This is a genomic window from Sphingomonas sp. J344, assembly GCF_024700005.1.
Lineage (GTDB): Bacteria > Pseudomonadota > Alphaproteobacteria > Sphingomonadales > Sphingomonadaceae > Sphingomonas.
This window is the reverse complement of the sequence record NZ_JAJONB010000001.1, coordinates 509777-533086: the sequence shown is the minus strand read 5'-3', so window position 1 is coordinate 533086 and position 23310 is coordinate 509777. Positions and strand designations below refer to the sequence as shown.

The 23310-nt window shown below is 66.0% G+C and carries 18 protein-coding genes and 3 pseudogenes; 6 read left to right on the top strand and 15 right to left on the bottom strand.

Features of this window, described 5'->3' with window-relative positions; translation table 11 throughout:
• Positions 1-2 precede the first annotated feature (2 nt).
• Complete coding sequence (locus LRS12_RS02660; protein WP_257843189.1) at positions 3-1064, bottom strand: alpha/beta fold hydrolase; 1062 nt, start codon at positions 1062-1064, stop codon at positions 3-5.
• Between the two features lie 23 nt (positions 1065-1087).
• Here LRS12_RS02660 and phaR point away from each other — a divergent pair.
• Positions 1088-1661: pseudogene (gene phaR, locus LRS12_RS02655) on the top strand (polyhydroxyalkanoate synthesis repressor PhaR).
• A gap of 44 nt (positions 1662-1705) precedes the next feature.
• Positions 1706-3007: an amidohydrolase family protein gene (locus LRS12_RS02645; RefSeq protein ID WP_257843187.1), complete on the top strand. Its 1302-nt coding sequence runs from the start codon at positions 1706-1708 to the stop codon at positions 3005-3007.
• A 36-nt stretch (positions 3008-3043) separates the two neighbouring features.
• Here LRS12_RS02645 and LRS12_RS02640 read toward each other — a convergent pair whose 3' ends face one another.
• Entirely contained in the window at positions 3044-3889 is an 846-nt protein-coding gene (locus tag LRS12_RS02640; RefSeq protein WP_257843186.1) for a class I SAM-dependent methyltransferase, read from the bottom strand.
• Positions 3890-3972: 83 nt separating this feature from the next.
• Here LRS12_RS02640 and LRS12_RS02635 point away from each other — a divergent pair, with 83 nt between their 5' ends.
• Complete coding sequence (locus LRS12_RS02635; protein WP_257843185.1) at positions 3973-4128, top strand: hypothetical protein; 156 nt, start codon at positions 3973-3975, stop codon at positions 4126-4128.
• A 39-nt stretch (positions 4129-4167) separates the two neighbouring features.
• Here the strand turns inward: LRS12_RS02635 and LRS12_RS02630 are convergent, their stop codons facing one another.
• Both LRS12_RS02630 and LRS12_RS02625 read right to left on the bottom strand, forming a co-directional pair.
• Entirely contained in the window at positions 4168-5337 is a 1170-nt protein-coding gene (locus LRS12_RS02630; RefSeq protein WP_257843184.1) for an aspartyl protease family protein, read from the bottom strand.
• Between the two features lie 88 nt (positions 5338-5425).
• Positions 5426-6973, bottom strand: coding sequence for a CpaF family protein (locus LRS12_RS02625; protein ID WP_257843183.1), 1548 nt, complete (start codon positions 6971-6973; stop codon positions 5426-5428).
• Between the two features lie 93 nt (positions 6974-7066).
• On the opposite strand from LRS12_RS02625, the gene LRS12_RS02620 reads away from it, so the two are divergent.
• Entirely contained in the window at positions 7067-7495 is a 429-nt protein-coding gene (locus LRS12_RS02620; protein WP_257843182.1) for a DUF6265 family protein, read from the top strand.
• Between the two features lie 74 nt (positions 7496-7569).
• Positions 7570-8019, top strand: a complete 450-nt coding sequence (locus tag LRS12_RS02615) for a hypothetical protein (protein ID WP_257843181.1) — start codon at positions 7570-7572, stop codon at positions 8017-8019.
• Between the two features lie 310 nt (positions 8020-8329).
• Here the strand turns inward: LRS12_RS02615 and LRS12_RS02610 are convergent.
• The 6 genes and pseudogenes from LRS12_RS02610 to LRS12_RS02585 form a co-directional block, all read right to left on the bottom strand.
• Positions 8330-8585: pseudogene (locus tag LRS12_RS02610) on the bottom strand (ATP synthase F1 subunit epsilon).
• Between the two features lie 126 nt (positions 8586-8711).
• On the bottom strand, positions 8712-10241 hold the full coding sequence (gene atpD / locus LRS12_RS02605; protein ID WP_257843180.1) for a F0F1 ATP synthase subunit beta: 1530 nt from the start codon (positions 10239-10241) through the stop codon (positions 8712-8714).
• Between the two features lie 30 nt (positions 10242-10271).
• Entirely contained in the window at positions 10272-10877 is a 606-nt protein-coding gene (locus LRS12_RS02600; RefSeq protein WP_257843179.1) for a hypothetical protein, read from the bottom strand.
• 1 nt (position 10878) lies between these two features.
• Positions 10879-11757, bottom strand: coding sequence for a F0F1 ATP synthase subunit gamma (locus LRS12_RS02595; protein ID WP_257843178.1), 879 nt, complete (start codon positions 11755-11757; stop codon positions 10879-10881).
• Between the two features lie 116 nt (positions 11758-11873).
• Positions 11874-13403, bottom strand: coding sequence for a F0F1 ATP synthase subunit alpha (gene atpA, locus LRS12_RS02590; RefSeq protein ID WP_257843177.1), 1530 nt, complete (start codon positions 13401-13403; stop codon positions 11874-11876).
• An 11-nt stretch (positions 13404-13414) separates the two neighbouring features.
• Positions 13415-13969 carry a F0F1 ATP synthase subunit delta gene (locus tag LRS12_RS02585; RefSeq protein ID WP_257843176.1) on the bottom strand — a complete coding sequence of 185 codons (555 nt, stop codon included), beginning with the start codon at positions 13967-13969 and terminating at the stop codon, positions 13415-13417.
• Positions 13970-14364: 395 nt separating this feature from the next.
• Here LRS12_RS02585 and LRS12_RS02580 point away from each other — a divergent pair, with 395 nt between their 5' ends.
• Positions 14365-15081 (top strand): tetratricopeptide repeat protein, encoded by a 717-nt coding sequence (locus LRS12_RS02580; RefSeq protein ID WP_257843175.1) that lies wholly within the window; start codon positions 14365-14367, stop codon positions 15079-15081.
• A 99-nt stretch (positions 15082-15180) separates the two neighbouring features.
• Here the strand turns inward: LRS12_RS02580 and LRS12_RS02575 are convergent, their stop codons facing one another.
• From LRS12_RS02575 to LRS12_RS02555, 5 genes and pseudogenes are all read right to left on the bottom strand, one after another.
• Positions 15181-16659, bottom strand: coding sequence for a DEAD/DEAH box helicase (locus LRS12_RS02575; RefSeq protein WP_257843174.1), 1479 nt, complete (start codon positions 16657-16659; stop codon positions 15181-15183).
• A 630-nt stretch (positions 16660-17289) separates the two neighbouring features.
• A complete protein-coding gene (locus LRS12_RS02570; protein ID WP_257843173.1) occupies positions 17290-18003 on the bottom strand; it encodes an ABC transporter ATP-binding protein in 714 nt (237 codons plus the stop codon).
• Between the two features lie 11 nt (positions 18004-18014).
• Positions 18015-19409, bottom strand: a complete 1395-nt coding sequence (locus LRS12_RS02565) for a DUF3526 domain-containing protein (RefSeq protein ID WP_257843172.1) — start codon at positions 19407-19409, stop codon at positions 18015-18017.
• Positions 19406-20785 (bottom strand): DUF3526 domain-containing protein, encoded by a 1380-nt coding sequence (locus LRS12_RS02560; RefSeq protein WP_257843171.1) that lies wholly within the window; start codon positions 20783-20785, stop codon positions 19406-19408. Before LRS12_RS02560 ends, LRS12_RS02565 begins: the two co-directional genes overlap by 4 nt.
• Positions 20786-20871: 86 nt before the next feature.
• A pseudogene (locus LRS12_RS02555) lies at positions 20872-22950 on the bottom strand (TonB-dependent siderophore receptor); the annotation flags it as partial.
• Between the last annotated feature and the right edge of the window lie 360 nt (positions 22951-23310).

Sequence of the window (23310 nt, the reverse complement as noted above, 5' to 3'; positions counted from 1 at the left end):
CGCTATCTAGTCGCGGGGAGGGCGGTTAGCCAGTCGGCAAGAGGTTGCCACAGAAACTGTCGCGCGGACGAGCCGACCACCATGCCGACATGGCCGAGGCGGAGCTTGCGCTGGTCGGCAAAGCCTACCGCACTGGTGGCGGGGACGATGCGGTCGGTGAGCGAAACGAACTCGACCGTGGGGCAGGTCAGGGCCAGCGGATCAACGATCTGTCCTGCCACCCGCCAGCGGCCATCTCCGGGCAAATCTGCGGTGAAGAAATCGTCGAACATCTGTCGCCCGGCGGAAAAGGTTAGTGGCGCGCCGGCATTTGCCCAATCCTCCAGCACGACGAAGTTCTTCGCCGCCGCGCTTGCGGGATCTAGCCGTGCGAATTTTTCGAACTTGGCGATCGTGCGCGCCGGGTCGAGTTGCCAGAATCCGGCCTGCAACACCTCCATCGGGACAAGGCCGAGCGCGTCGCAGGTGTCGTGCGCCGCCTGCCAGATCGAATCGATCCGTTCCAGAGACTCCGTCCCGAATCGCTCGAACCGCCAGGGCGCAGCAATCATAGCGAGGCCGCGCACCGGCACTGCCTGCGCTGCTGCTGCCGCGATCGTGCCCCCGATGCAATATCCGGCGAGTGCCACCGGTTCGCCGATGCTGCGTAGCAGCGGGATCAGCATCTCCTCGACATGCTGCGTCACGTCGCAATCGCGGTCGTGCGGCGTAGGGCTGCCCCAATCGACCAAGAGCGGGCGCACCCCCTGCCGCGACAGCCAGCGCAGTAGCGATCGGCGGTAGCGCATGTCGAGGATCATCGGCGGATTGATCAGCGAGGGCACGAACACGGTCGGAATCCCCGTTCCGCCATAATCGCGTAGCGTCGCTCGCCCCGCTTGCGCCACCGCCGGCAACGGGCGTCGCGCGCGTGGGCGGCGCGCCGACTGATAGGCCGCCAGCCCCGCCAGTGCCGCCGCACGCCGATCGGGCGATGCTGCGGTTTCGTTGCGCAGCAGATCGAGAAACAGCGGAAGGGGGCGTGGCCCGTGTTGCGATGCGGCAATGAAAGATGTTAGGGCCATGTCAAATACCCTTGGGGGCGAGCATGAAAAAGACAGCGCAGACGGACGGCCCGGTCATCATCAAGAAGTACGCGAACCGGCGACTCTACAATACCGAAAGCTCGTCCTACATCACGCTCGACCATCTCGCTGCGATGACGCGCGAGGGGCGCGATTTCAAGGTCGTCGATGCGAAGACCGATGAAGATATTACGCATAACGTTTTGACGCAGATCATCATGGAAGAGGAAGCGCGTGGCCAGACGCTGTTGCCGGTCAACTTCCTGCGCCAGCTGATCGCGCTCTATGGCGATTCTGATGCAAGCGATGGTCCCGGGGTATCTGGAGGCGTCGATGGACAGCTTCCGTCGCAATCAGGAACAGTTCAAGTCGGCGGTCGAGGGCGCGTTCGCCAACTCGCCCTTTGCTGAGATCGCCAAGCGCAACCTGCAGATGTTCGAAGCCGCGGCAGAGGCGTTCAAGCCCGGCGCGAGCCCCGGCTCCGCCGCACCCGCCCCGCCGGCCGCAGCCGCCCCGGAGAAGAGCAAGGACGACGAGATCGCCGCGCTCAAGGCACAGCTGTCCGCGCTCAAGGATCAGGTCGACAAGCTCGGCTGAGCGCAATAGCCTTCCGCCCTTCGCGTATCTGAAGGGGGAATGCCATGAAGTCCTGGATCGTCGTCGTCGCTGCGGGCCTGCTCGCCGGGACCGCGCTCGCGCAGCCGCAGGCGACCGAGCGGCCCGACCGCTATATCCATGCCGGCGCGCTGCTCGACCGGCCGGCACAGGCACCGCGCGGGGCAAGCACGATCGCGGTGCGTGGCGGGGTGATCGTGGGCGTCTATGACGGCCATGTCATGCCGCTGGGCGACGCGCCGGTCATCGACCTCAGGGACAGGATGGTGCTGCCGGGGCTGATCGACAGCCATGTGCATTTGAGTTCCGACCGCGCCGGGCAGGAGGGGCTGCTGGCCGGCTTTACCGAGAGCAAGGAGCTGGGCGCGTTCGAGGCGCAGTGGAACGCGCGCAAGACGCTGATGGCGGGGTTCACCACCGTCCGCAATCTGGGCGATGACGGCGCGACGCTTGCGCTGCGTGAGGCGATCGCACGCGGCTGGACCGACGGGCCGCGCATCGTCGATGCGGGGCGGTCCATCTCTACCACCTCCGGGCATATGGACCGGCGGCTGGGCGTGGTCGAGGATCTCCACCCGGCGATGAACATCGAAAATCTGTGCGACGGGGCCGATGCATGCCGCAAGGCGGTGCGCAACCAAGTCGCGCGCGGGGCGGACGTCATCAAGATCGCGACTACCGGCGGGGTCAACAGCCGGATCGGTGCAGGGCTGGGCAAGCAGATGTTCGACGATGAGGCAAAGGCGATCGTCGAGACCGCGCGCCTCTATGGCAAGAAGGTCGCGGTGCACGCCCATGGCGCGGACGGCATCACGCTGGCGCTGAAGATGGGCGCGGATTCGGTCGAGCACGGCACGCTGATGGACGACGAGGCGATTGCGCTCTTCAAGAAGACGGGCGCCTATTATGTCCCGACGCTATCGACGGTGAACGGCTATCTGGAGCGCATTGCCAAGGACCCGAACGCCTATCCGCCTGCGGTGCGTGCGAAGATCGACTGGCGCATTTCGATCACCGGCAAGGCGCTGGAAAAGGCGGTTCCGGCAGGGGTGAAGATCGCGTTCGGCACCGATGCGGGCGTGTCCAAGCATGGCCGCAACGGCGACGAGTTCGAACTGATGGTCAAGCACGGCATGACGCCGATGCAGGCCATCGTCGCTGCGACGGTGAATGCCGCCGACCTCTTGGGCCTGTCCAAGGAAGTGGGCAGCATCGAACCGGGCAAGAGCGCGGACATCATCGCGGTGAGCGGAGATCCGCTGAAGGATGTGCGGCTGCTGAAATCGGTCGGTTTCGTGATGCGTGCCGGGGTGGTGCACAAGCAATGAGATGGCGGGGGCGGCGCGGACCGCCCCCCGACCGGTTCAGCCGCCCCGCTTGCTTGGATTGGGCTTGCGGAATTTGAGCGTCATACGGTCGCTCTCGCCGATCGCCTCGTATTTGGCGCGATCGACATCCTTCAGGCGATAGCTGGGCGGCAGGGTCCACACGCCGTCCTTCCAGTCGGCGGTATCCTTCGGGTTGGCGTTGATGTTGCTTTCCGCCACCAGCTTGAATCCGGCATCGGCGGCGAGCTTCTTGATCGTCGAGGTCTTGATGTAGCCGCTCGTCCGCTCGCGCTCGGCATCGGCGCTTTCGGGCAGGCGGTGGTCGACGACGCCGAGCACGCCGCCGGGCTTGAGCATCGCGAAGATCTGCTTGAACGCCTCTGCTGAATAGTCGGCCTTGTCGGGACGCTGATAGCCCATCTTCCAGTTATGGACGTTGCGGAAGGTGAGGACGACGTCGGCGCTGCCGTCCGGCACCTTGGTTTCGTCCGGGGCGAAGACAGGGAAGATCGCCGTCTTGATCCCGCCATAGAGGTCGGGATTGGCGGCCATCAGCCGATTGGTCCCGCCCGACAGCGACGCGAGCGACGCGGCATAATAGGTGCCGCCGCCCTTTTTCAGATAGGGAACGAGGATCTCCGAATACCAGCCGCCGCCCGGCCAGAGCTCGACCACGGTGTGCGTCGGCTTCACGCCGAAAAAGGCGAGCGTTTCGACGGGGTTGCGGTATTTGTCGCGGGCGACATTGGCGGGCGTGCGGGTGGAGGCAGCGACTGCGGCCTTCAATTCGGCACTCGGCTTGCCCATCTGGGGCGCGCCGATGGCGGCGGCTGCGGTCAGGGCGACCGCGGATAGCGCGATGGCGGGCAGGGTGTAGCGCATGAAAGGCTCCTCTCTGTTCTGGCGCGTGGTTTGGAGTGGTGCGAAGGGCGATGCAAGGGCCGTTGTGGATCGGAGTGGGCGCGATGGTCGCACTGGTCGGGGTGAGCGGTGTCGCCGAATGGCGACGGAGCAAGCGCCACGACCTGGACAAGGTCGGCTGGGTACCCTGGACCTTCATTCAGGTAATGGCGCTGGTGCTTGCGATCGCCGGCGCGGCGCTGGCGCTGAAGGGCGGGTAGCGTAGCCCACCATCTTCCCCCGCAAGCTGGACTCGCGTGTCAGTAGAACCGGGCGAGGGTGAGGGAGCGTTCGCCCCCTTCGCACAGGGTCAGTCTGACGCGGCGGCCTGGAACACCGGTTGCCCAGTCGCGTGCGGCGTCGGCCGCGGGCATCCCATCGACGGCGCAGATCAGCGTGCCTGCACGCCATCCCATTGCGGCGGCGGGACTGCCGCGCATGACGTGGAGGACGCGCAGCTGATCGCGCTCCTGCGTCACCATCAGGCCACTGGTCGATCGCGTCACTGGCCAGTCGGCGCGCGCGCCGGTCGCGAGGACCATGCGGCCCGCACGGGGGTCGAGCAATACGCGGTGCCGCCGCAGCAGACCGCCGCCGATCCGCCCCGCCGCGCCCTTGCGACCGGAAAAGCCGGTGTCCGGTTCGACGCGCAGCTCGACCTCCGCGGCGAGTCCGCCGATGCGCAGGGCGGGGAGAATGGCGACCTCGCTCTCGACCACGCCGCCTAGTCCCCAGGAGATCGCGGTGGTGGTCGGCACAGCGGCGGATGCGCTGGCCTGCCAGAAGCTGCGCGTCAGGCTGACCATGCCGCCATCGCCGGTATCCACGATGACCGGCCGCACGTTGCGTCCGCCCAGATCCAGCTCGCTGAGATAAAGGCCAGAGCGCTCGGCGAGGCGCAGCGGTAGCGTCACGCCCCGAAATGGCATGCGTCCGCTCGGCAGCAGGCGAAAGCGCTGTGTGTCATAGTCGATCTCGAGCGCATGGCCGGCAAGCAGGTCGGACCCGACGAACAGGTCGACCGGCGCGTTGCCGGTGACGCGCGGATCGGCGTCGATGATCGCGACCCGACCGCCGGTGCGGACCAACCCGCCGACCTCGACCCGGTCGATCCCGGTCCAGGAAAGCGCAACGCTGCCCCCGATCGCATCGGCGCGGCCCGCGACCAGCGGCTTCAGTCCTGCGGTGTGGGCAAACCGGGTCGAGACGGCGGAATCGGTGACGCCGGTGTCCAGCAGCGCATCGACCCAACGGCCATTGAGCAGGGTACGAAAGCGGATCTGGTTGCCTGCGGTGAGCTCGAAGCTCACCCAGCGCGCTTCGGTATCGGCGGCGAGGTGCATCACCGCGGGCGCCGCAGCAACGCGATCAGCGGGCACGGCCAGGCCGATCAGGGCGGTCAGCAGCATCACGATCGCGCGGAACTCCATGTGCGCCATGCTAAGCGTGGGGCAGGGGAGCGCCAGCGGTTGCGGTCGTGGTTAATGTCCCGTTGAGGGAGTAGGCTGCCCGCGGTGTTTACAGGCACGCTTCCAGCAGCGCCTGGTCGAAGCCGAATGAGCGCGCCTTTTCAAGCGTATAGGGGCGCAGGCCCATCGAGCGATACTCGCCGATGATCTTCCCGTCGGCGCTCTCGTCGAGATATTCGAACTTGAACAATTCCTGCGTCACGATCACCGGACCTTCCATCCCGATCACCTCGGTGATGTTGGTGACGCGGCGGCTGCCGTCGCGCAGGCGCTTTACCTGAACGATCAGGTCGACCGAATCGGCGATCTGGCGGCTGATCGCTTCCTTCGGGATCTTGATGTCGCCCATCAGCACCATGTTCTCCATGCGGCCGAGGCATTCGCGTGGGGAATTGGAGTGGAGGGTGCACATCGATCCGTCATGGCCGGTGTTCATCGCGGACAGGAGATCGAAGCATTCAGGCCCGCGAATTTCGCCGAGGATGATGCGATCCGGGCGCATACGAAGGGCGTTCTTGACCAGGTCGCGAATCGTGATTTCGCCCTGACCTTCAAGATTCGGCGGGCGGGTTTCGAGCGGAAGCCAGTGCGGCTGTTGCAGACGAAGCTCCGCCGCGTCCTCGATCGTCAGCACGCGCTCGCCCGGGTCGATCATCTTCGACAATGCATTGAGCATCGTCGTCTTGCCCGAGCCGGTACCGCCCGAGATGACGACGTTGAAGCGGCAGGCACCCGCGATCTTCAACATCGTCGCCATCTTCGACGACATCGATCCAAAGCCCGCCATCATGTCGAGCGTGATCGGCTTGTCTGAGAATTTGCGAATCGAGATCGCGGTGCCGCGCAACGACAGCGGCGGCACGATCACGTTGACGCGGCTGCCATCCTTGAGGCGCGCGTCGGCGAGCGGGGTGGTCTGGTCGACGCGCCGGCCGACCGAGTTGCAGATGCGCTGGGCGATCTGGAACAGATGCTCCTCGTCGCGGAACTGGATGTTGGCCAGCTCGAGCTTGCCCTTGCGCTCGACAAAGGTCTGATCGGGGCCATTGACCATGATGTCGCTGATCGAGCTGTCGGAGAGCAGCTCCTCAAGCGGACCGAGGCCGAGCAACTCGTCGACCAGCACTTTTTCGAGCGCGAACTGTTCGCGACGGTTGAGCGTCAGCTTCAGCTCGGCGAGCACTTCGCCGATGATCGGTCGGAATTCCTCGGCCAGCTCGTCCTTGCTCAGCGTCGCTGCGGCTTCGGGATCGACTCGCTCGAGCAGGCGCGGGAGCACCTGTTCCTTGATCCGGTGGATCGACGCCTCGAAGCCTTCGGTTCGGGAACTGCTCGGCTCGCCGGTCGCGGCCTGGCGATCGGCCAGGCGCTGCATCGCTTCGGTGGTCGACTGGTTGCCCGTCGTGCCGCCTGAGGCGGGTTCGGGCTGGGTCTGGGAGGCACCTGGCAGGGGCACGTCATGGAGCGGCGGAAATTGCTCGCCGCCCGCCGGCTCGACCGGGCGAGCGGAACCGCCGCCCTGCATCGGGCGTGCAACGCCGAAGGCTGGCCGTCCCGGGCCTCCCCCAGGTCCGCTGCGACGTCCGAATGCGCTCACACCAACTCCCCGCTATAGGTTACGGTCAACGGAATAGCCGCCAAGGTTTGACAAGTTCCTAACCATCAACAGCTTGGCGGCTCGGAGGGGCGGATGCTGAGACTAATGCTGATGCTGGTGACGCCAGTCGCTGATTCGCCGCCTGATCTGGCCTGGCTGGAAGGCGAATGGTGTACTGTGGCCGTCAATGGCCGCCAGACCTGTGAACTGTGGGGACCGGCGCGTGGCGGCATGATGCTGGGGACCAGCCAGACGGTGCGCGACGGCAAGACGCGCGATTTCGAGTATATGCGGATCGAGCTGAGCGCCGAGGCGGTCGTGTTCTACGGATCGCCGCGCGGTTCTCCCGCCGTGGCATTCCGCGAGAGCAAGCGCGAGGCGCAGGGCATCACCTTCGGCAATCCCGGCCATGATTATCCGCAGCGCATCCGTTACTGGCGCGAGGGCGAGATGCTGAACGCGGAGATCGCGCTGGCCGACGGCAGCAGGCCGATGCGCTGGGCTTACACCCGCGTCCCTTGACCGATCCTGACCATGGCCCGTGGCGGGTGAGAATGCGAGTGCGGCTGTGACTTTTGATCACAGGGGGTTATTGCATGTTCACCTTCCTCGTTTCGCTGTTCACGATGTTCGCCGCGCCTACCGGGCTCGCGACTGCTCCCGCGCCGATTGCGCCCGTTGCGGCGAGTCGGCAGCTCGACTGGCTGGGCGGCATCTGGCGGGGTGGCGGGCTGGAGATGAAATGTGGCCCCACCAAGCAGGGCGTCATGTGCAGCGAAGAGGGGACGAGCGCGGCGATGCAGGGCGCGAAGGCGGAACTGACGTTCGATACGCTGGGCGACAGGGCGGTGCTGGAGCTGGCACTGCCCTCAATCCCGCCGAGCCGGTTCACCGAGGTCGCCCGCGATGCGCAGAGCGTGACGTTCGAAATGCCGACCAAGGCAGGGACCGCGCGGCTGCGCTTCACCCGCACCGGCGATGCCCTGAAGGTCGAACGCGGGAGCGCGAAGGGGTGGGTGAGCGCGATGGAATATCAGCGCGGGTGAGCTTCTATTCCTCCCCCAGCTTGCTGGGGGAGGGGGGACCGCCCGCGCAGCGGGTGGTGGAGGGGCGGCTACGAAGGCAGCCGTGACCTCTCGGCAAAGTTCCGCCCTCTGCGAGGGCGCCCCTCCGTCATCGCTTCGCGATGCCACCTCCCCTGCGGGGCAGGGGAAGAACGAAGAAGGCCGCAGGGTTGTCCCTGCGGCCTTTGTCTTTTCCCGACTCCTGCGAAGGCAGGCGCCTAGGGTCACTGAGCGATGCCCCTCGTAACTCTGCGCTCCTGTCTTTCCAGGAGCACGCGGTAGGGCGTCGGGCTCAGCCAGCCTTCTCGGCCAGAACCGTCAGACCCTGTTCATTGACCTCGGCAAAGCCGCCCTCGACGCGGATGACCTCCGGCGACTGGTTCGACGCGGTCTTGTAGATTTCGATATTGCCGTCGCGGATCGTCGACATGAAGGGCGCATGGCCCTCCAGCACGCCGAAATCGCCCTCGCTGCCGGGGACCACCACCATGTGGACGTCCTCCGAGCGGAGCAGCTTTTCGGGGGGTCACGAGTTCGAAGTGCAGCATGTTCTTCTTCCTAGCCCCTCCCCTTCAGGAGAGGGGTTGGGGTGGGGCGTATCAACGCGCACCCGGCCCCTGTGATTACTGCCCCACCTCAAGCCCCTCCCCTGAAGGGGAGGGGCTTAAGAGGGCTTACGCCTCGGCGGCCATCTTGGCGGCCTTGGCGACGACGTCGTCGATGCCGCCGACCATGTAGAAGGCCGATTCGGGCAGGTGATCGTACTCGCCGTTCACGACCGCCTTGAACGACTTGATCGTGTCTTCCAGCTGGACGAACGCGCCCGGGATGCCGGTGAAGACTTCGGCGACGTGGAACGGCTGGCTGAGGAAGCGCTGGATCTTGCGCGCGCGGGCGACGGTCAGCTTATCTTCTTCCGACAGCTCGTCCATTCCGAGGATCGCGATGATGTCCTGCAGCGACTTGTACTTCTGCAGGATCGACTGGACGGCGCGGGCGGTCTCGTAATGCTCCTGACCGACGACGCGCGGCTCGAGCACGCGGCTGGTCGAGTCCAGCGGATCGACCGCCGGATAGATGCCGAGTTCCGAGATCGCACGGTTGAGAACCGTGGTCGCGTCCAAGTGGGCGAACGAGGTTGCAGGTGCCGGGTCGGTCAAGTCGTCCGCAGGGACGTACACGGCCTGAACCGAGGTGATCGAACCCTTGTTGGTCGAGGTGATGCGCTCCTGGAGCGCGCCCATGTCGGTCGACAGGGTCGGCTGATAGCCCACCGCCGACGGGATGCGGCCGAGCAGTGCCGACACTTCCGCGCCCGCCTGGGTGAAGCGGAAGATGTTGTCGACGAAGAACAGCACGTCCTGACCTTCGACGTCGCGGAAATATTCGGCGATGGTCAGGCCCGACAGCGCGACGCGCGCGCGCGCGCCCGGCGGCTCGTTCATCTGGCCATAGACCAGCGCAACCTTCGACCCTTCGCTGATCGCGTTGCCGTCGGCGTCCTTGGCGATCACGCCGGCGTCGAGGAACTCGTGGTAGAGGTCGTTACCCTCGCGGGTGCGCTCACCCACGCCCGCGAAGACCGAGGTGCCGCCATGGCCCTTGGCGATGTTGTTGATCAGTTCCTGGATGAGAACGGTCTTGCCGACGCCGGCACCGCCGAACAGGCCGATCTTGCCGCCCTTTGCGTAGGGCGCGAGCAGGTCGATTACCTTGATGCCGGTGACGAGGATCGCGCTCTCGGTCGACTGGTCGACGAACAGCGGAGCCTCGGCATGGATCGGCGCGCGCAGGTCGGTTGCGACCGGGCCGCGCTCGTCGATCGGTTCACCGACAACGTTGAGGATGCGGCCGAGCGTCGCCGGACCCACCGGGACCTGGATCTGTGCGCCGGTGGCGGTGACTGCCTGGCCGCGGGTCAGACCCTCGGTCGCGTCCATTGCGATGGTACGGACGGTGTTCTGGCCGAGGTGCTGCGCGACTTCGAGCACGAGGCGCTGGCCGTTATTGTCCGTCTCGAGCGCCGAGAGGATCGCGGGCAGCTCACCGTCGAAGCTGACGTCGACCACCGCGCCGATGACCTGCGCGATGCGGCCCGTGCCGGCGGCGGCGACGGGCGCTGCGGTTGCGGCGCTGTCCGCCTTGGGCTTGGTCGCGCGCGGCTTGCGCGCGGGCTTGTCTGCGGTGGGGGCTGCGGTTGCCATGTTCTTCAAGTCCTTGCTTGGCGAATGCGATCAGGGTTGTTGGGAATTGCCGACCATCGCCTCGGCCGGGGCCGTAGCGGAGGGGCGGCGGAAAGTCACGGTCAGGGTGCGGGCGGCATCGCCCTTGGTCAGCGCGATGGCGAAGGGCGTGTCGCCGATCTTGCCTTCGGTGGCGGTTTCAGAGGCGATGGCGTCGAGCGCCTTCTTGTCGTCGATGCCGTACTGGAACAGGAAGGCGCGGACGATGTCGGTCAGCCGCTTCTTCGCGGTCTCGGCATTGGCGTCGTCGGTAAGCGCGAGCGAGAAGGCGATGCTATCGATCGCCGCAGCGTCGGGACCGGTGACGGACACATTGCCTTTGTTCGGCGTCTTTGCGCCCGACTGCGACAGCGTGATGTCCGTGCCCTTGGCCGCGAAGCCGGTGCCCGCGGCAGCATAGGCACCGATGCGATAGCCATATTGGTTGAGGCGGCCGATCGTCTCGGTCGGGTAGCCGAATACGCGGTCCCAGCCCTTGAGATCCGCCGCCGCCTCGCGCGCCGCCGCCTCGTTCTGCGCAAGCGTCGGCTGCTCGGCAGGCTGCTGGTTGCAGCCCGCGAGCGCGACGGTCGCAGCGAGGAGGAACAACGCACGCATCTTACAGTGCCTCGGCGCCCGAGATGATCTCGACCAGTTCGGTCGTGATCGCGGCCTGGCGCGCGCGGTTATACTGGATCGACAGCCGCTTGATGAGATCGCCAGCGTTGCGCGTGGCATTGTCCATCGCGGTCATCTTGCTGCCCTGCTCCGACGCGGCGTTCTCACGGATTGCGCGGTAGAGCTGGATCGCGACGTTGCGCGGCAGCAAGTCGGCGAGGATCGATTCCTCGTCGGGCTCGTACTCGGTGACGGCAGCGCCTTCCTCGACCACAGCGACTTCCGGAATCTTGACCGGGATCAGCTGCTGCTCGGTCGGCTCCTGGGTCAGGACCGACTTGAAGTTCGAATAGAACAGATGGGCGACGTCATATTCGCCGGCCTCGAAGCGCGCGATCAGGTCGTCGGCATAGCCGCGCGCGTCGGCAAAGCCGAGCTTGCCGAGGTCGCCCGGCTCGATGCCGTGGACGAAGCTGTTCGGGAACAGCCGGTTCAGCACCGCGCGGCCCTTGCGGCCGATGGTGTAGAACTTGACCGTCTTGCCTTCGGCGATCAGCTCCTGCGCGCGGCGGCGCGCCAGGCGGGCGATGTTGGTGTTGAACGCGCCGGCCAGGCCCTTGTCGCTCGTCGCGACGACGAACAGATGGACCTGATCCTTGCCGGTGCCGGCGAGCAGCGGGGACACGCCGGGGCCGCCCGCGACCTTCGACGCGAGGCTGGCGACGACGCTTTCGAGCCGCTGCGCATAGGGACGCCCGGCCTCCGCCGCTTCCTGCGCGCGGCGCAGCTTGGCGGCGGCGACCATCTTCATCGCCTTGGTGATCTTCTGGGTCGACTTGACCGAGTTGATCCGGACTTTGAGTGCCTTGAGAGAGGCCATTCTTCTTTCCTTCTCCCTCTCCCCTTCAGGGGAGAGGGCCGGGGAGAGGGGGAGTCGGAAGCGGAGCCTTCATGCCCCTCTCCCAACCCTCTCCCCGCAAGCGGGGAGAGGGCTAATTACGCGAACGTCTTGCCAAACGCGGCGAGCGCGTCCTTGAGCTTCGACTTGGTGTCGTCGCTCAGATCCTTGCTGTCGCGGATCGCGGTCAGGATGTCGGCGTGCTTGCTGCGCATTTCGGCGAGCATCGCGGCTTCGTAACGGACGACGTCCTGCACCGCGACGCTGTCGAGATAGCCGTTGGTGCCGGCGAAGATCGACACGGTCTGCTCTTCGAACGGCAGCGGCGAGAACTGCGGCTGCTTGAGCAGTTCGGTCAGGCGTGCGCCACGGTTCAGCAGCTTCTGGGTCGAGGCGTCGAGGTCCGAACCGAACTGCGCGAACGCGGCCATTTCGCGATACTGGGCGAGCTCGAGCTTGATCGAGCCCGACACCTTCTTCATCGCCTTGGTCTGTGCCGACGAACCGACGCGCGACACCGACAGGCCGACGTTGATCGCCGGGCGGATGCCCGCGAAGAACAGGTCGGTTTCAAGGAAGATCTGACCGTCGGTGATCGAGATCACGTTGGTCGGGATGTACGCCGACACGTCGCCTGCCTGCGTTTCGATGATCGGCAGCGCGGTGAGCGAGCCCGAGCCATTGCCCTCGTTCAGCTTCGCCGCGCGCTCCAGCAGGCGGCTGTGCAGATAGAAGACGTCACCCGGATAGGCTTCGCGGCCCGGCGGGCGGCGCAGCAGCAGCGACATCTGGCGATAGGCGACCGCCTGCTTCGACAGGTCGTCATAGACGATCACGGCGTGCATGCCGTTGTCGCGGAAATACTCGCCCATCGCGCAGCCGGTGTAGGGCGCAAGGAACTGGAGCGGGGCGGGGTCCGATGCGGTCGCGGCGACCACGATGGAGTATTCCATCGCGCCATTCTCTTCGAGCGTGCGGACGAGCTGTGCGACGGTCGAGCGCTTCTGGCCGACGGCGACGTACACGCAATAGAGCTTCTTGCTCTCGTCGGTGCCGGCGTTGACGGTCTTCTGGTTGATGAAGGTGTCGATCGCGACAGCCGACTTGCCGGTCTGACGGTCGCCGATGATCAGCTCGCGCTGGCCACGGCCGACGGGGACGAGCGCGTCGATCGCCTTGAGGCCGGTCTGCACCGGCTCATGCACCGACTTGCGCGGGATGATGCCGGGTGCCTTCACTTCGACGCGCGAACGCTGGTCGGAGACGATCGGGCCCTTGCCGTCGATCGGGTTGCCGAGACCGTCGACGACGCGACCGAGCAGGCCCTTGCCGACCGGAACGTCGACGATGGTGCCGGTGCGCTTGACGGTGTCGCCTTCCTTGATCTCCGAGTCCGAGCCGAAGATCACGATACCGACGTTATCGGCTTCGAGGTTGAGCGCCATGCCCTGCACGCCATTGGCGAACTCGACCATTTCGCCCGCCTGGACGTTGTCGAGGCCGTGGACGCGCGCGATGCCGTCACCGACGCTCAGTACCTGGCCGGTCTCGCTGACCTCTGCCTCGGTACCGAAATTGGCGATCTGGTCCTTGATGACCTTCGAGATTTCTGCGGCGCGGATATCCATTGTCTTAGCCTTCAGCCTTTCATCGCGTGGGCGAGTGAGTTCAAACGGGTCTTGATCGAGCTGTCGATCATCTGGGAGCCGATCTTCACGACCAGCCCGCCAAGGAGCGAGGGATCGACCGACAGGTCGACATTGACGTCGCGGCCGACACGTGTGCGCAGCTGCGTCTTGAGTTCTGCCACCTGCTTCGCGTCGAGCGGGTGGGCGGAGGTGACTGCGGCGGTCACTTCGCCGCGATGGCGGGCGGCCAGCGTCGCGAAATCGCGAATGATGCCCGGCAGCGCCGACAGGCGGCCATTCTGTGCCAGCACGCCCAGGAAGCGCGTGGTGAGCGAGTCGAGCTTCATCGCACCCGCCGCCGCCGCCACGCCGCGTGCCGACGCATCGCGACCGATCAGCGGGCTCTTGGTCAGCGCGGCGAAATCGGCCGAGTCGGTCAGCGCCCGGCTGACCGTCGCAAGGCTCGATCCGACCGTTGCGATCGAATCACCCTCGCGGGCCAGATCGAACAGCGCGGTGGCATAGCGACCGCTTAAGCTGGCTTGGATACCGCCGGAATTATCCACGGACGCGTGTTTCCTCTTGGACTCTAGAAATGGCCCCATTGGGATTCGGGGGCATGCCGAACCGGCACCCCCGATGGGTTGGCGCGCGCCTAGCAAAGGGGGGGCGCGGATGCAACCTGTGTGACCAGGTGATGACGGCTGGAACGTGAACTGGGTTGCCCGAAATGGGCACGAGTGCGAAACAATGCCCCGTTGACGCATTTGGGGGAATGCCATGATCTCGACGCCCACCCGTACAGCGATGCTGTTCGCCGCAGCCATCGCGCTCGCTCCTGCTGCCCATGCCGAAAGCGCGCGGATGACCGGTCGCTTTGCCGCTCCCTATCGCGACGCCGCGATGCTCGATTCTGCTGCGCATCGGGCGAATCGGAGGCGAGGACGGGATGCAATTGGGGATGGCGATCGAACGCGCGCTTGGCCGACCGGATATCGAGGGGCGAACGCATTTCGATCTGGTCGGCGGGCGCGGCGGCGATGCCGACGGATTGCTCAACGGCAATGTCGTCACCGGGGTTCAGGAGAGCCGCTTCAAGCGCAAGGAAAAGGAATGCGTCGAGCGCGAGGGCGGCAAGCGCGACGGCAAGTGCCTGCGGGAAGAGGAGGTCGAGAAGGACTGCACCCGCCGCGTCATCAACGTGAACGCTGATTTGCGCCTCGCCGGGCCGGACGGGCGAGTCCTTTATAGTGTGTCACGCCCGCGCCGCGACGAAACCAGCTGGTGCCGGGGCCAGAACCCGCCGCGCACCACCGAGGAGGCGATCCGCGGGATGATCATCGACATCGCCGAAAATGTGCGGCGCGACATCGTGCCGTCGGTAGAGGACTATTCGATCCGCTTCCGGGAAAGCACCAAGGGACTGCCCAAGGACCAAGTGCGCCCGTTCAAGGATGTCGTGCGGCAGACCCAGCGCGACCTGCGGGGCGCATGCGCGGCCTGGGCGGCGATGGATCAGCAGGCACCGAATCATCCGTCGATCACCTTCGACCTGGGCCTCTGTGCCGAGTCGGCGGGGGAGTATGACAAGGCGCTGGCGCTGTATCGTCGCGCCGCGCCGCTGATCGGGCGCGGGGGAATGAGGCGACGGCTGGGGCGGAGCGCGCCGAGCGCTTGATCGCGGGGCGTGACGACGAGGCCGCGCGGCGGCGCGGACGCGGGCCGGGACGGAGGTAGGCCGACTTCCCCTCCCTGCACGCAGGGAGGGGAGAGCAGGTTAGCCCCGGCGCTGGCCGCCGCCATTGCCGCCGCTGCGCTGGCCGCTGGTGGCACCAGCGGGGCGCGGGGCGAACTTCTTCTTGCGCGGGCCGTAGAAGCGCGGCTTTTCGCCCGCGCCTTCAGCGGCGCGAGGGGCGTAGCTGGCGCCGAGCGTGCTGCGCTGGCCCTCGCCACGCTCGCCCTGCGGACGGTCACCGGCGGGGTTGCCGCGCGGGCCGCGGTCGCGCTGGGCGGCGCGGTGATGGGCGTTGCGATCCTGCATCGTCCGCCCGTTGCGGCCGTTCATCTCGTCGCGGCTGATCGGGATCGGGCCGCGGCTCGACTTGATCTTGGCCGACTGCGCCATGAAGTCCTCGGGAAGCGGCTGGATCGTCACCTTCTGGCGGATCAGCTTCTCGATATCGCGCAGGTACGGCCGCTCGTCATCGGCGCAGAAGCTGATGGCGATGCCGGTCGCGCCGGCACGCGCGGTGCGGCCGATGCGGTGGACATACTGGTCCGGGACGTTGGGCAGTTCGAAGTTGAACACATGGCTGACCCCCGACACGTCGATGCCGCGTGCGGCGATGTCGGTCGCGACCAGGATCTTGACCTTGCCCGACTTGAACTCGCCCAGCGCGCGCTCGCGCTGCGGCTGGCTCTTGTTGCCGTGGATCGCGTTCGACGCGATGCCGCTGGCCGCCAGCAGCTTCACGACGCGGTCGGCGCCATGCTTGGTGCGGGTGAAGACCAGCGCGCGGTCGATCGTCTCGTCGCGCAGCGCGATGGTCAGCAGCGATTGCTTCTCGGTCTGGTTGACGTGGGTCACGAACTGCTCGACGCGCTCGGCGGTGGTGGCGACGGGGGTCACCTTCACCTCGACCGGGTCCTTGATGAACTGGGTCGCGAGGTCGCGGATCGACTTGGGCATGGTGGCCGAGAAGAACAGGGTCTGGCGCTTGCTGGGCAGCTCGCGGACGATGCGCTTGAGCGCATGGATGAAGCCGAGGTCCATCATCTGGTCGGCCTCGTCCAGCACCAGGATTTCGATGCCGAGCAGGATCGCATAGCTCTGTTCGATCAGGTCGACGAGGCGGCCCGGGGTCGCAACGACGATGTCGACGCCGCGCGCCAGATCGGTCTTGTTCTTGTGGATCGAGGTGCCGCCGAACACGGTGGCGACGCTGAGCTTGGTGCCCTTGCTATAGTCGCGCGCGCTCTGCGCGATCTGGCTGGCCAGTTCGCGGGTCGGCGCGAGGACGAGCATGCGGCAACCGCGCGGCTGCGCCCGCTTGTTCGACGCGACGAGGCGCTCGATCGAGGGGAGCATGAATGCGGCGGTCTTGCCGGTGCCGGTCTGGGCGATGCCGAGCAGGTCGCGGCCCTGGAGGAGCGCCGGGATCGACTGCGCCTGGATCGGCGTCGCGTCGGTATAGCCCTTTGCCGCGAGCGCAGCGAGGGTGATCTCGGACAGGCCGAGGGTATTGAACTTGGTCATGGAAACTCTTTGCATAAACGGCCATCGCGCATGCCGAATGCACGCGCGGAGGCGGGGTCAAAAAATGACGACCCGCGTGATATGGGAAGCCGAGCAATCAACCGAGGCGGAGCCGGAGCCGTTGGGGTACCCCCTTATGGCCCGATCACGCTGCATAACGCCTCGCTGCGGCGCGATATGGCAGTGGGGCTGACACAAGTCAAGGTTGACGGGACGAGCCCGGGCAACGGCCGCGAAGGTCGTCCAGTCCAATATGGTGGTCGCGAAACTGACGAAGTTCCGCGCAACGCGCCTCATCCTGTCAGCTTCGGACGGCTCCGGGGCGACAGTCCGCAGACGAAACTGACAAAAATGTGCTGTGTGTAAGGCAAGCTGTCAGCTTTGCGCGGCGGGTACGCGCAGGCCTGCGGCGGTGCGATCGACGGGGTCAAAGAGCGGTCGGAATGCGACCGGGGGATGAGAACATATCAGGTCCAACATTGCAAGGGGGATGGCAGCTAAGCGCCCCAATTACCGCCGTTCAGCCCCAAAACGATCGCCCCCGAAAGCAGTCTTTCGTTCAGATGTCGCTTGGAGCCGTGAGGCCCATTTCCACGTCGCAACCGGAAGGTGCATCAGTCACAGAACTGATCAGGCCAGTGCCCGACCCATCTCTTCGAGATATAGTCGTTCAAGATCGGACGCGGTAATATCCGCCGCGTCGATCATCCGCCGCAATTTGCCCTCGCGCATTAAGCCGATGCGGTTGCCGACCTCGCGCGCGCGGAACAGGTCGTGCGTGACCATCAGCACCGCCGCGCCAGCATCGCGCTGGCGCACGATCAGCGCGTGGAACTCGGCGGACGCCTGCGGGTCGAGGCCCGACGTTGGCTCATCCAGCAGCAGAGCGCGCGCTTGCTTGGCGATGGCGAGCGCCAGGCCGACTTTTTGCCGCATGCCTTTCGAATAGCCCGAAGCGCGCCGCTCCAGTGCCGCTTCGGGGAGGCCCGCCTGGGCAAGACATTGCCGCAGGAACGTCGTCGTCCGCTCCTGGATACCCGACAGCGCGGCGAAATAGGCGAGGTTCTCGACGCCCGTCAGCTCACCGAACAGCGCGATCTGTTCGGGGACGTAGAGCAGCTTGCGCTTGGTGCCGACTGGATCGGCTTGCACATCGACGCCGTCGACCCGGGCTTCGCCTGCGCTCGGTTCGAGAAAGCCCAGAAACAGGTTGATCGTCGTCGTCTTGCCTGCGCCGTTGGCGCCCAGGAGGCAGACGATTTCGCCTTGATTGACGCGGAGGTCGAGGGTGTCGAGCGCACGGTGCGTGCCGAAATCCTTGGTGAGGCCGATGGCTTCGAGCATGGCGGAAGTCCTTAGAGCAATTGGGCGGCGCCGCGGCGCAGGCGAAGGGCGGCCAGCGCCAGCAACAGCGAAGCAAATCCGAGCAGGATCAGGATATCGCGGGTCAGCGGCCCCGCAGGTCCCGGCTCGACAAAGGCGAAGCGCGGCAATGGGCGATCATAATCGGCAAGTGTCATCAGCCGCTCCTCGTCCATCCAGCCAAAGGCAAGTCGGCGAACGTCGCCGGCAAAGGCGCGGGCTTGGTGCTGAAAGGCCAGCGCGCGATCCGAGCCGGTCCCGGCGATCCGGTCGAGCGCGCCCTGCGCGATCACTGCGGGGGATAGGAGCGATAGCGTGCCTTCAAGCGCGCGGTGACGCGCCCAGCCATCGGCATAAGCGCGATGGATCGGGCCGAGCCGCGCGTCGCGCTGCTGGATCTCGTTGCGGCTGTGCCAGAGCGAGGCGGGGTAGGCGCGCCCCGAGTCCGCCGTGGCAGCGGCGCGGGCCGCATCGCGGTTCGCGGCGCGCACGTCCAGCCCAGCGGTGCGGATGGCGTTGGTATAGGCCATCGCCGATGGCGGCGGCGCTGCGAGATCGGCGAGCGCGGCACAAGCTGCCGGGATCAGGACGACGAGCGCAAGCCATGCCGTCCTGCCCGCCAGCGCGGCGGTGGTCGATGCGCGAACCAGCAGGTTGATGACAATGCTGAGCGCGATCCAGACCCCGCCATAGGCGAGCATGACCAAAGCGGCCAGTGCGAGACTGCCGATGTCGCGAGCCCCTGCCGCAACCAGCCAGCCGATCGCAATTACAATAGCCGCGACAAGCAGACCGCCGCCCCGCACCGCCGCCCGGGTCAGGATCAGGTGGGCCGGGCGCACCGGCTGGGCCAGCTGGAACCGCGCGCTGCCATTCTCGACGTCGCGCGACCAGAAGTCATACGTTGCCGCGATCAGCAGCAGTGGCAACAGCACCACGATGACGAACGCCAGGTCGAAACGTCCGGCGGCTAGCACCGCCGGGCTTTCGAGGCCGGTCGCATGCGCGTCGAAGATCGTCCAGGGATCGACAAAGGGGGCGATGCTCGCCGCCGCCGGATAGCCCTCGGCCTGCCCCGTCGACAGCGCGGCGAGCGGGGCGTTGGGCAGGCCCGCGCGGAACGGGAGCGCGGTCGCGTAGATCAGGCCGAAATTGGGTTTCTCACCCTTGGCGAGCGTTTCGACAAAGGCTTTGCGTCGATCCGCCATGATCGTGTCTGCCTCGGCCACCGCGATGTTGACCGCTTCCTGCCGCGCTTGCGCCCAGTGCCCACCGGTTAGGGCCGCATAACCGGCCGCAATCGCGAACAGGACGAGCATCACGCGCATCACCGGATCGCGCCAGGCGCGCACGGCCTCCAGCCGCGTCACTTCGGAACGGGCCGTCATGCGCTTGCTTTCCCTAGACTTCGTGTCGCGGCAAGGGCGAGCAACAAGGCGAGCGCCGCCCAACCGGCGAGGATCGCCAGATCGATCCAGTGACGCGACAGCGCCTCGCGCAGCGGTGTGGGTGTTGCGACGAATTTGGCGTCGCGCGTGATCGCGGCGACATCGGTCATGTACGGCCCGTCGCCACCCTTGGGCCGGTGGATAATCGCGCGGTTCAGTCGCTGCACCAGATCGTAGCGGAACCCGTCGGCCTGTTCGAGGAAGCGCCGGTGCGCGTGCTGATCGCTCTGCGCCATCGCCGCCGACCAGGGGCGGATCGCCTGAACGGGCGAGACAAGGGCCAGCGCGCGCTGAATGCCCGACTGCCGGTCATAGCCATCATACAGCGCGGCGAAATGGCGGCGATAGATGGCGGTCGACAGTGCCTCGCCATGAAAGAAAGCGACGCCGTTGAAGTCGATCGGCAGATCCTCGATCTTCGACACGCCATAGCGCCGCATCGTGTCCTGGCGCAGGCGCTCGAGCCGGGCATCTCGTGGGTCGTGGCCGCTCGGCCCTTCCATCACTTCCTTCGTCACCGCCGCCTCAAATGCCGGACTCGACAGCGTCGGCGCGGCGGCTTCAGCAATCGTCGGCGCGAGGCGGGGCACGAACAATGTCGCCATGGCCCAGAAAGCGAGCAGGATGACGAGTGCGGTGCGCGCCGAGGCAAAGGCTGCCGATGCTGCCAGCGTCAGTGCGGCAAAGGCGAATAGATACAAAGCATAACCGGCGGTCATCCCGAGCAGGGGCACAAGATGCGCCGCAGTCCCGCCCGCCAGCCACAGTGCGACCGCGCTTGCCACGAGCGCGACCGTCAGCATGAGCAGGACGATCAGACCGAGACCGGCAAGTCGTCCCGCCATTAGCGTCCGCGGCGACGCTCCCGCCGCCAGCTCCTGTCGCAACAGCCCGCGTGCCCGCTCACCCGAAAAGGCGGCGAAGCCCGACAGGATGATGAGCAAGGGTGCCAGCACCTGCAACAGCGCCGCCGGGCTCAGCCCGCCGAAGCGGTCGAGCGTGGTGCCGCCGTCGATTCCCCGGTTGCGCGCCGGGTTGTTCGAATGCGCCTCCAGCTTCAGCGACGTGCCGAGTTGTGGGAGCAGGCCCGGATCGATCACCGCGAGCGGCGACACCGGTTTGAACAGATAGCGTCCGAAATGCGCGGCGCCATGCGGATTGGCTGGCCCCTGCATCGCCCAGACGCGTGCTTCCTCGATCTGCGCGGCGGCGCGTTCGCGCTCCTGCACCTGATGCAGCGCCGCCCCGGCGAGCGCTGCCGTGCAGAGCACCAGCAGCATCGCCAGCGCGAGGACGCCGAGCCGCCGGTCGCGCACCAGCCGCCGCCATTGCTGGCGCGCGATGACCGGGGCGAGCGCGCGCGCCACCTCAGTAGCTCGCGCGCAGCGTCAGCAGGGAAGTTACGCGGCTCGCCGTAGAAGTTGTACGTGTTGATCGAGCCGACGCGCTGGTAATAGGTCTTGTCGAGCAGGTTGTTGACCGACACGAACGCGCGCAGATTGTCGTTGAACCGCCAGCCGAGCTGCGCCCCGACGATCGCGAACGCATCTTGCTCGCGGATCCCTTCGACGCCGCCGCCGACCACGCCGCTCTGGCCGTTGACGCTGACCGAGGCGAACGCACCGCCGAGCGCAGCCGGCTCGTAGCGGGCATAGACTTTATACTGGTGGCGCGGGGTGAAGATGTCGAAGATCGCGCCGGTCTGTGCGGCGGTGCCGACTTCATATTCGGTCTTCACATTGGTGTAGCTGGCGGTGAGATCGAGCCCGGGGAGCGGCGTGCCGCTTACCTCGAACTCGAACCCTTCGATCTTCACGACACCCGCCTGAACGAAGAAGCCGGGGTTGACGGTGTCGGACAGCGCGCGGTTCTTGTCCTTGCTGCGAAATGCGGCGGCGCTGGCGTTCAGCTTGCCGCCGAGGAACCTGCCCTTGACTCCGACCTCATATTGCTCGCCGACACGCGGATCGAGCGGGGTCCCGTCGCTGCGCACTTGGGTCTGCGGGTTGAAGATGTCCGAATAGCTGCCGTAGAGCGTGATAGCGCGCGCCAGGTTCAGCACCGCACCGACGCTGGGTGTGAACTTGCCGCGAATGCGGGAATTCTGGTTGGTGACCCAATTGGTTGGCGTCGACGGGGCGACGTTGCGGGTGCGGTTGGTGTAGTCGCTGAGGCGACCGCCGGCGACGACCGTAAACCCGTCGAACGGGCGCAGGCGGGCCTGGGCGTGGAAGCCGCTCTGGCGCAGGTCGGTCTCGCTGCCGCTGGTGAATGCGCCAGAGGGCAGCGGGATCGCATCGGCACTGTAGATTGAATAGCGGCCTACCGATGTCTGGGTGCGGTTGAGGAACGACGTCGTCCGCTTGTCGAAGCTGTAGCCGACCGCGAGTTCATGTTCGCGCCCGAACAGGCTGAACGGACCGGTGGCATAGGTATCGACCGCGGTTTTGCCGTTCACGCCCCGGCTGCGCCGGTTCACATATTCGGCAGTCAGCGTGGCCGGATCGACCCCGGTGCCGGGGCGGATGAACGCGTCTTCCCAAGCGCGCGGAATGTCGCGGTACAGGCCGCGTACCACCAGCGACCAGTCGCCGACCTGTTGCTTGACCTCCCCGGCATATTCGGTCGTGGTCTCGGTGAACTGGTTCCAGTTGGGGAGGTGCTGGAAGTCGCGCGGGAAGTTCAGGAATTGCTGATTGGTGAAGGCCGGCTGGCCGTTCATCGGCGTGTCGGCCTTGGTATCCTGATAGCTGACCGACGCGCCGATTGTCGTCGTGGGGGTGAGGTCGAAATCCGCCGCGACATAGGAGGTCAGCTTGCGCGTATGCGACTTAGACTGAAAGAAGTCGCGATCGTGCAGCGCGGCGACCGCGCGGACGCGCAGCCGACCTTCGGCATCGACCGGACCGCCAATGTCGAACTCGCCACGAAAATTTTTCCATGACCCTGTCGACAGCGCGCCCGACACGGTGAATCGATCCTGGCCACGCTTGCGAATCAGGTTGATCGTGCCGCCAGGCGAACCCGATCCGCGGAACAGGCCGGTCGGACCGCGCTGCACTTCGACCCGCTCATAGATCACCAGATCGAACTCAGGGACGCCCGAGGAGAAGGTCGAGGGAACGCCATCATAGGCATAGTCGAGCACGAACCCGCGCGCACGATAATCGGGGTTGGTGCCGTCGAAAGGCATCACCGTGACGCCAGCGACGGTCTGCATCGCTTCGCCGATCGTGAAGAGGTTGCGATCTTCGATCTGCTCGCGCGTAACGACGCTGACCGATTGCGGAATTTCGAGGAGCGGCGCGGCGCTTTTGCCAGCTACAGCAGCCTGCTGGGGTGCATAGCCGTCATCTTCGGAAATGCCGATGATGACGATCTCGCGCTGGCGACGATCGTCGGCTTGGTCGTCCGCTTGAGCGGGGACAGCCAGGAATGGCAAACCCAACGCGACGCCCGCGCGCAGTGACTTCGAAAACATCAAATCCCCCACCGACGACTTATGTAATGGTATAACGTGCCGTAATCGGTAGGGGCGGGAGTTGGCAAGCGATTATCAGGCGATCCCGACACTAGCGCAGCAGGACGGACTACGGGAACCGCCAGAGTTTGAAAATCTAGCGTTCAGCGCAGATGGCGACGGCTTCGCGCCCCAAGTACAGACGCCCGACCCAGTTCAATGTAGACCCGAAAGCGGTCATTGGTCGATCGGGTGCAGCTGGGCGCTCAGATGCGATGGCGATGCAGGTTCGGCTCCATTGCCCAAGTGATACAGCTTGGAAATCCGACGCCGTTGCCCTTCGCGCTAGGTGAGCCTGGAGGTGATGAAGGTGCGGCCATT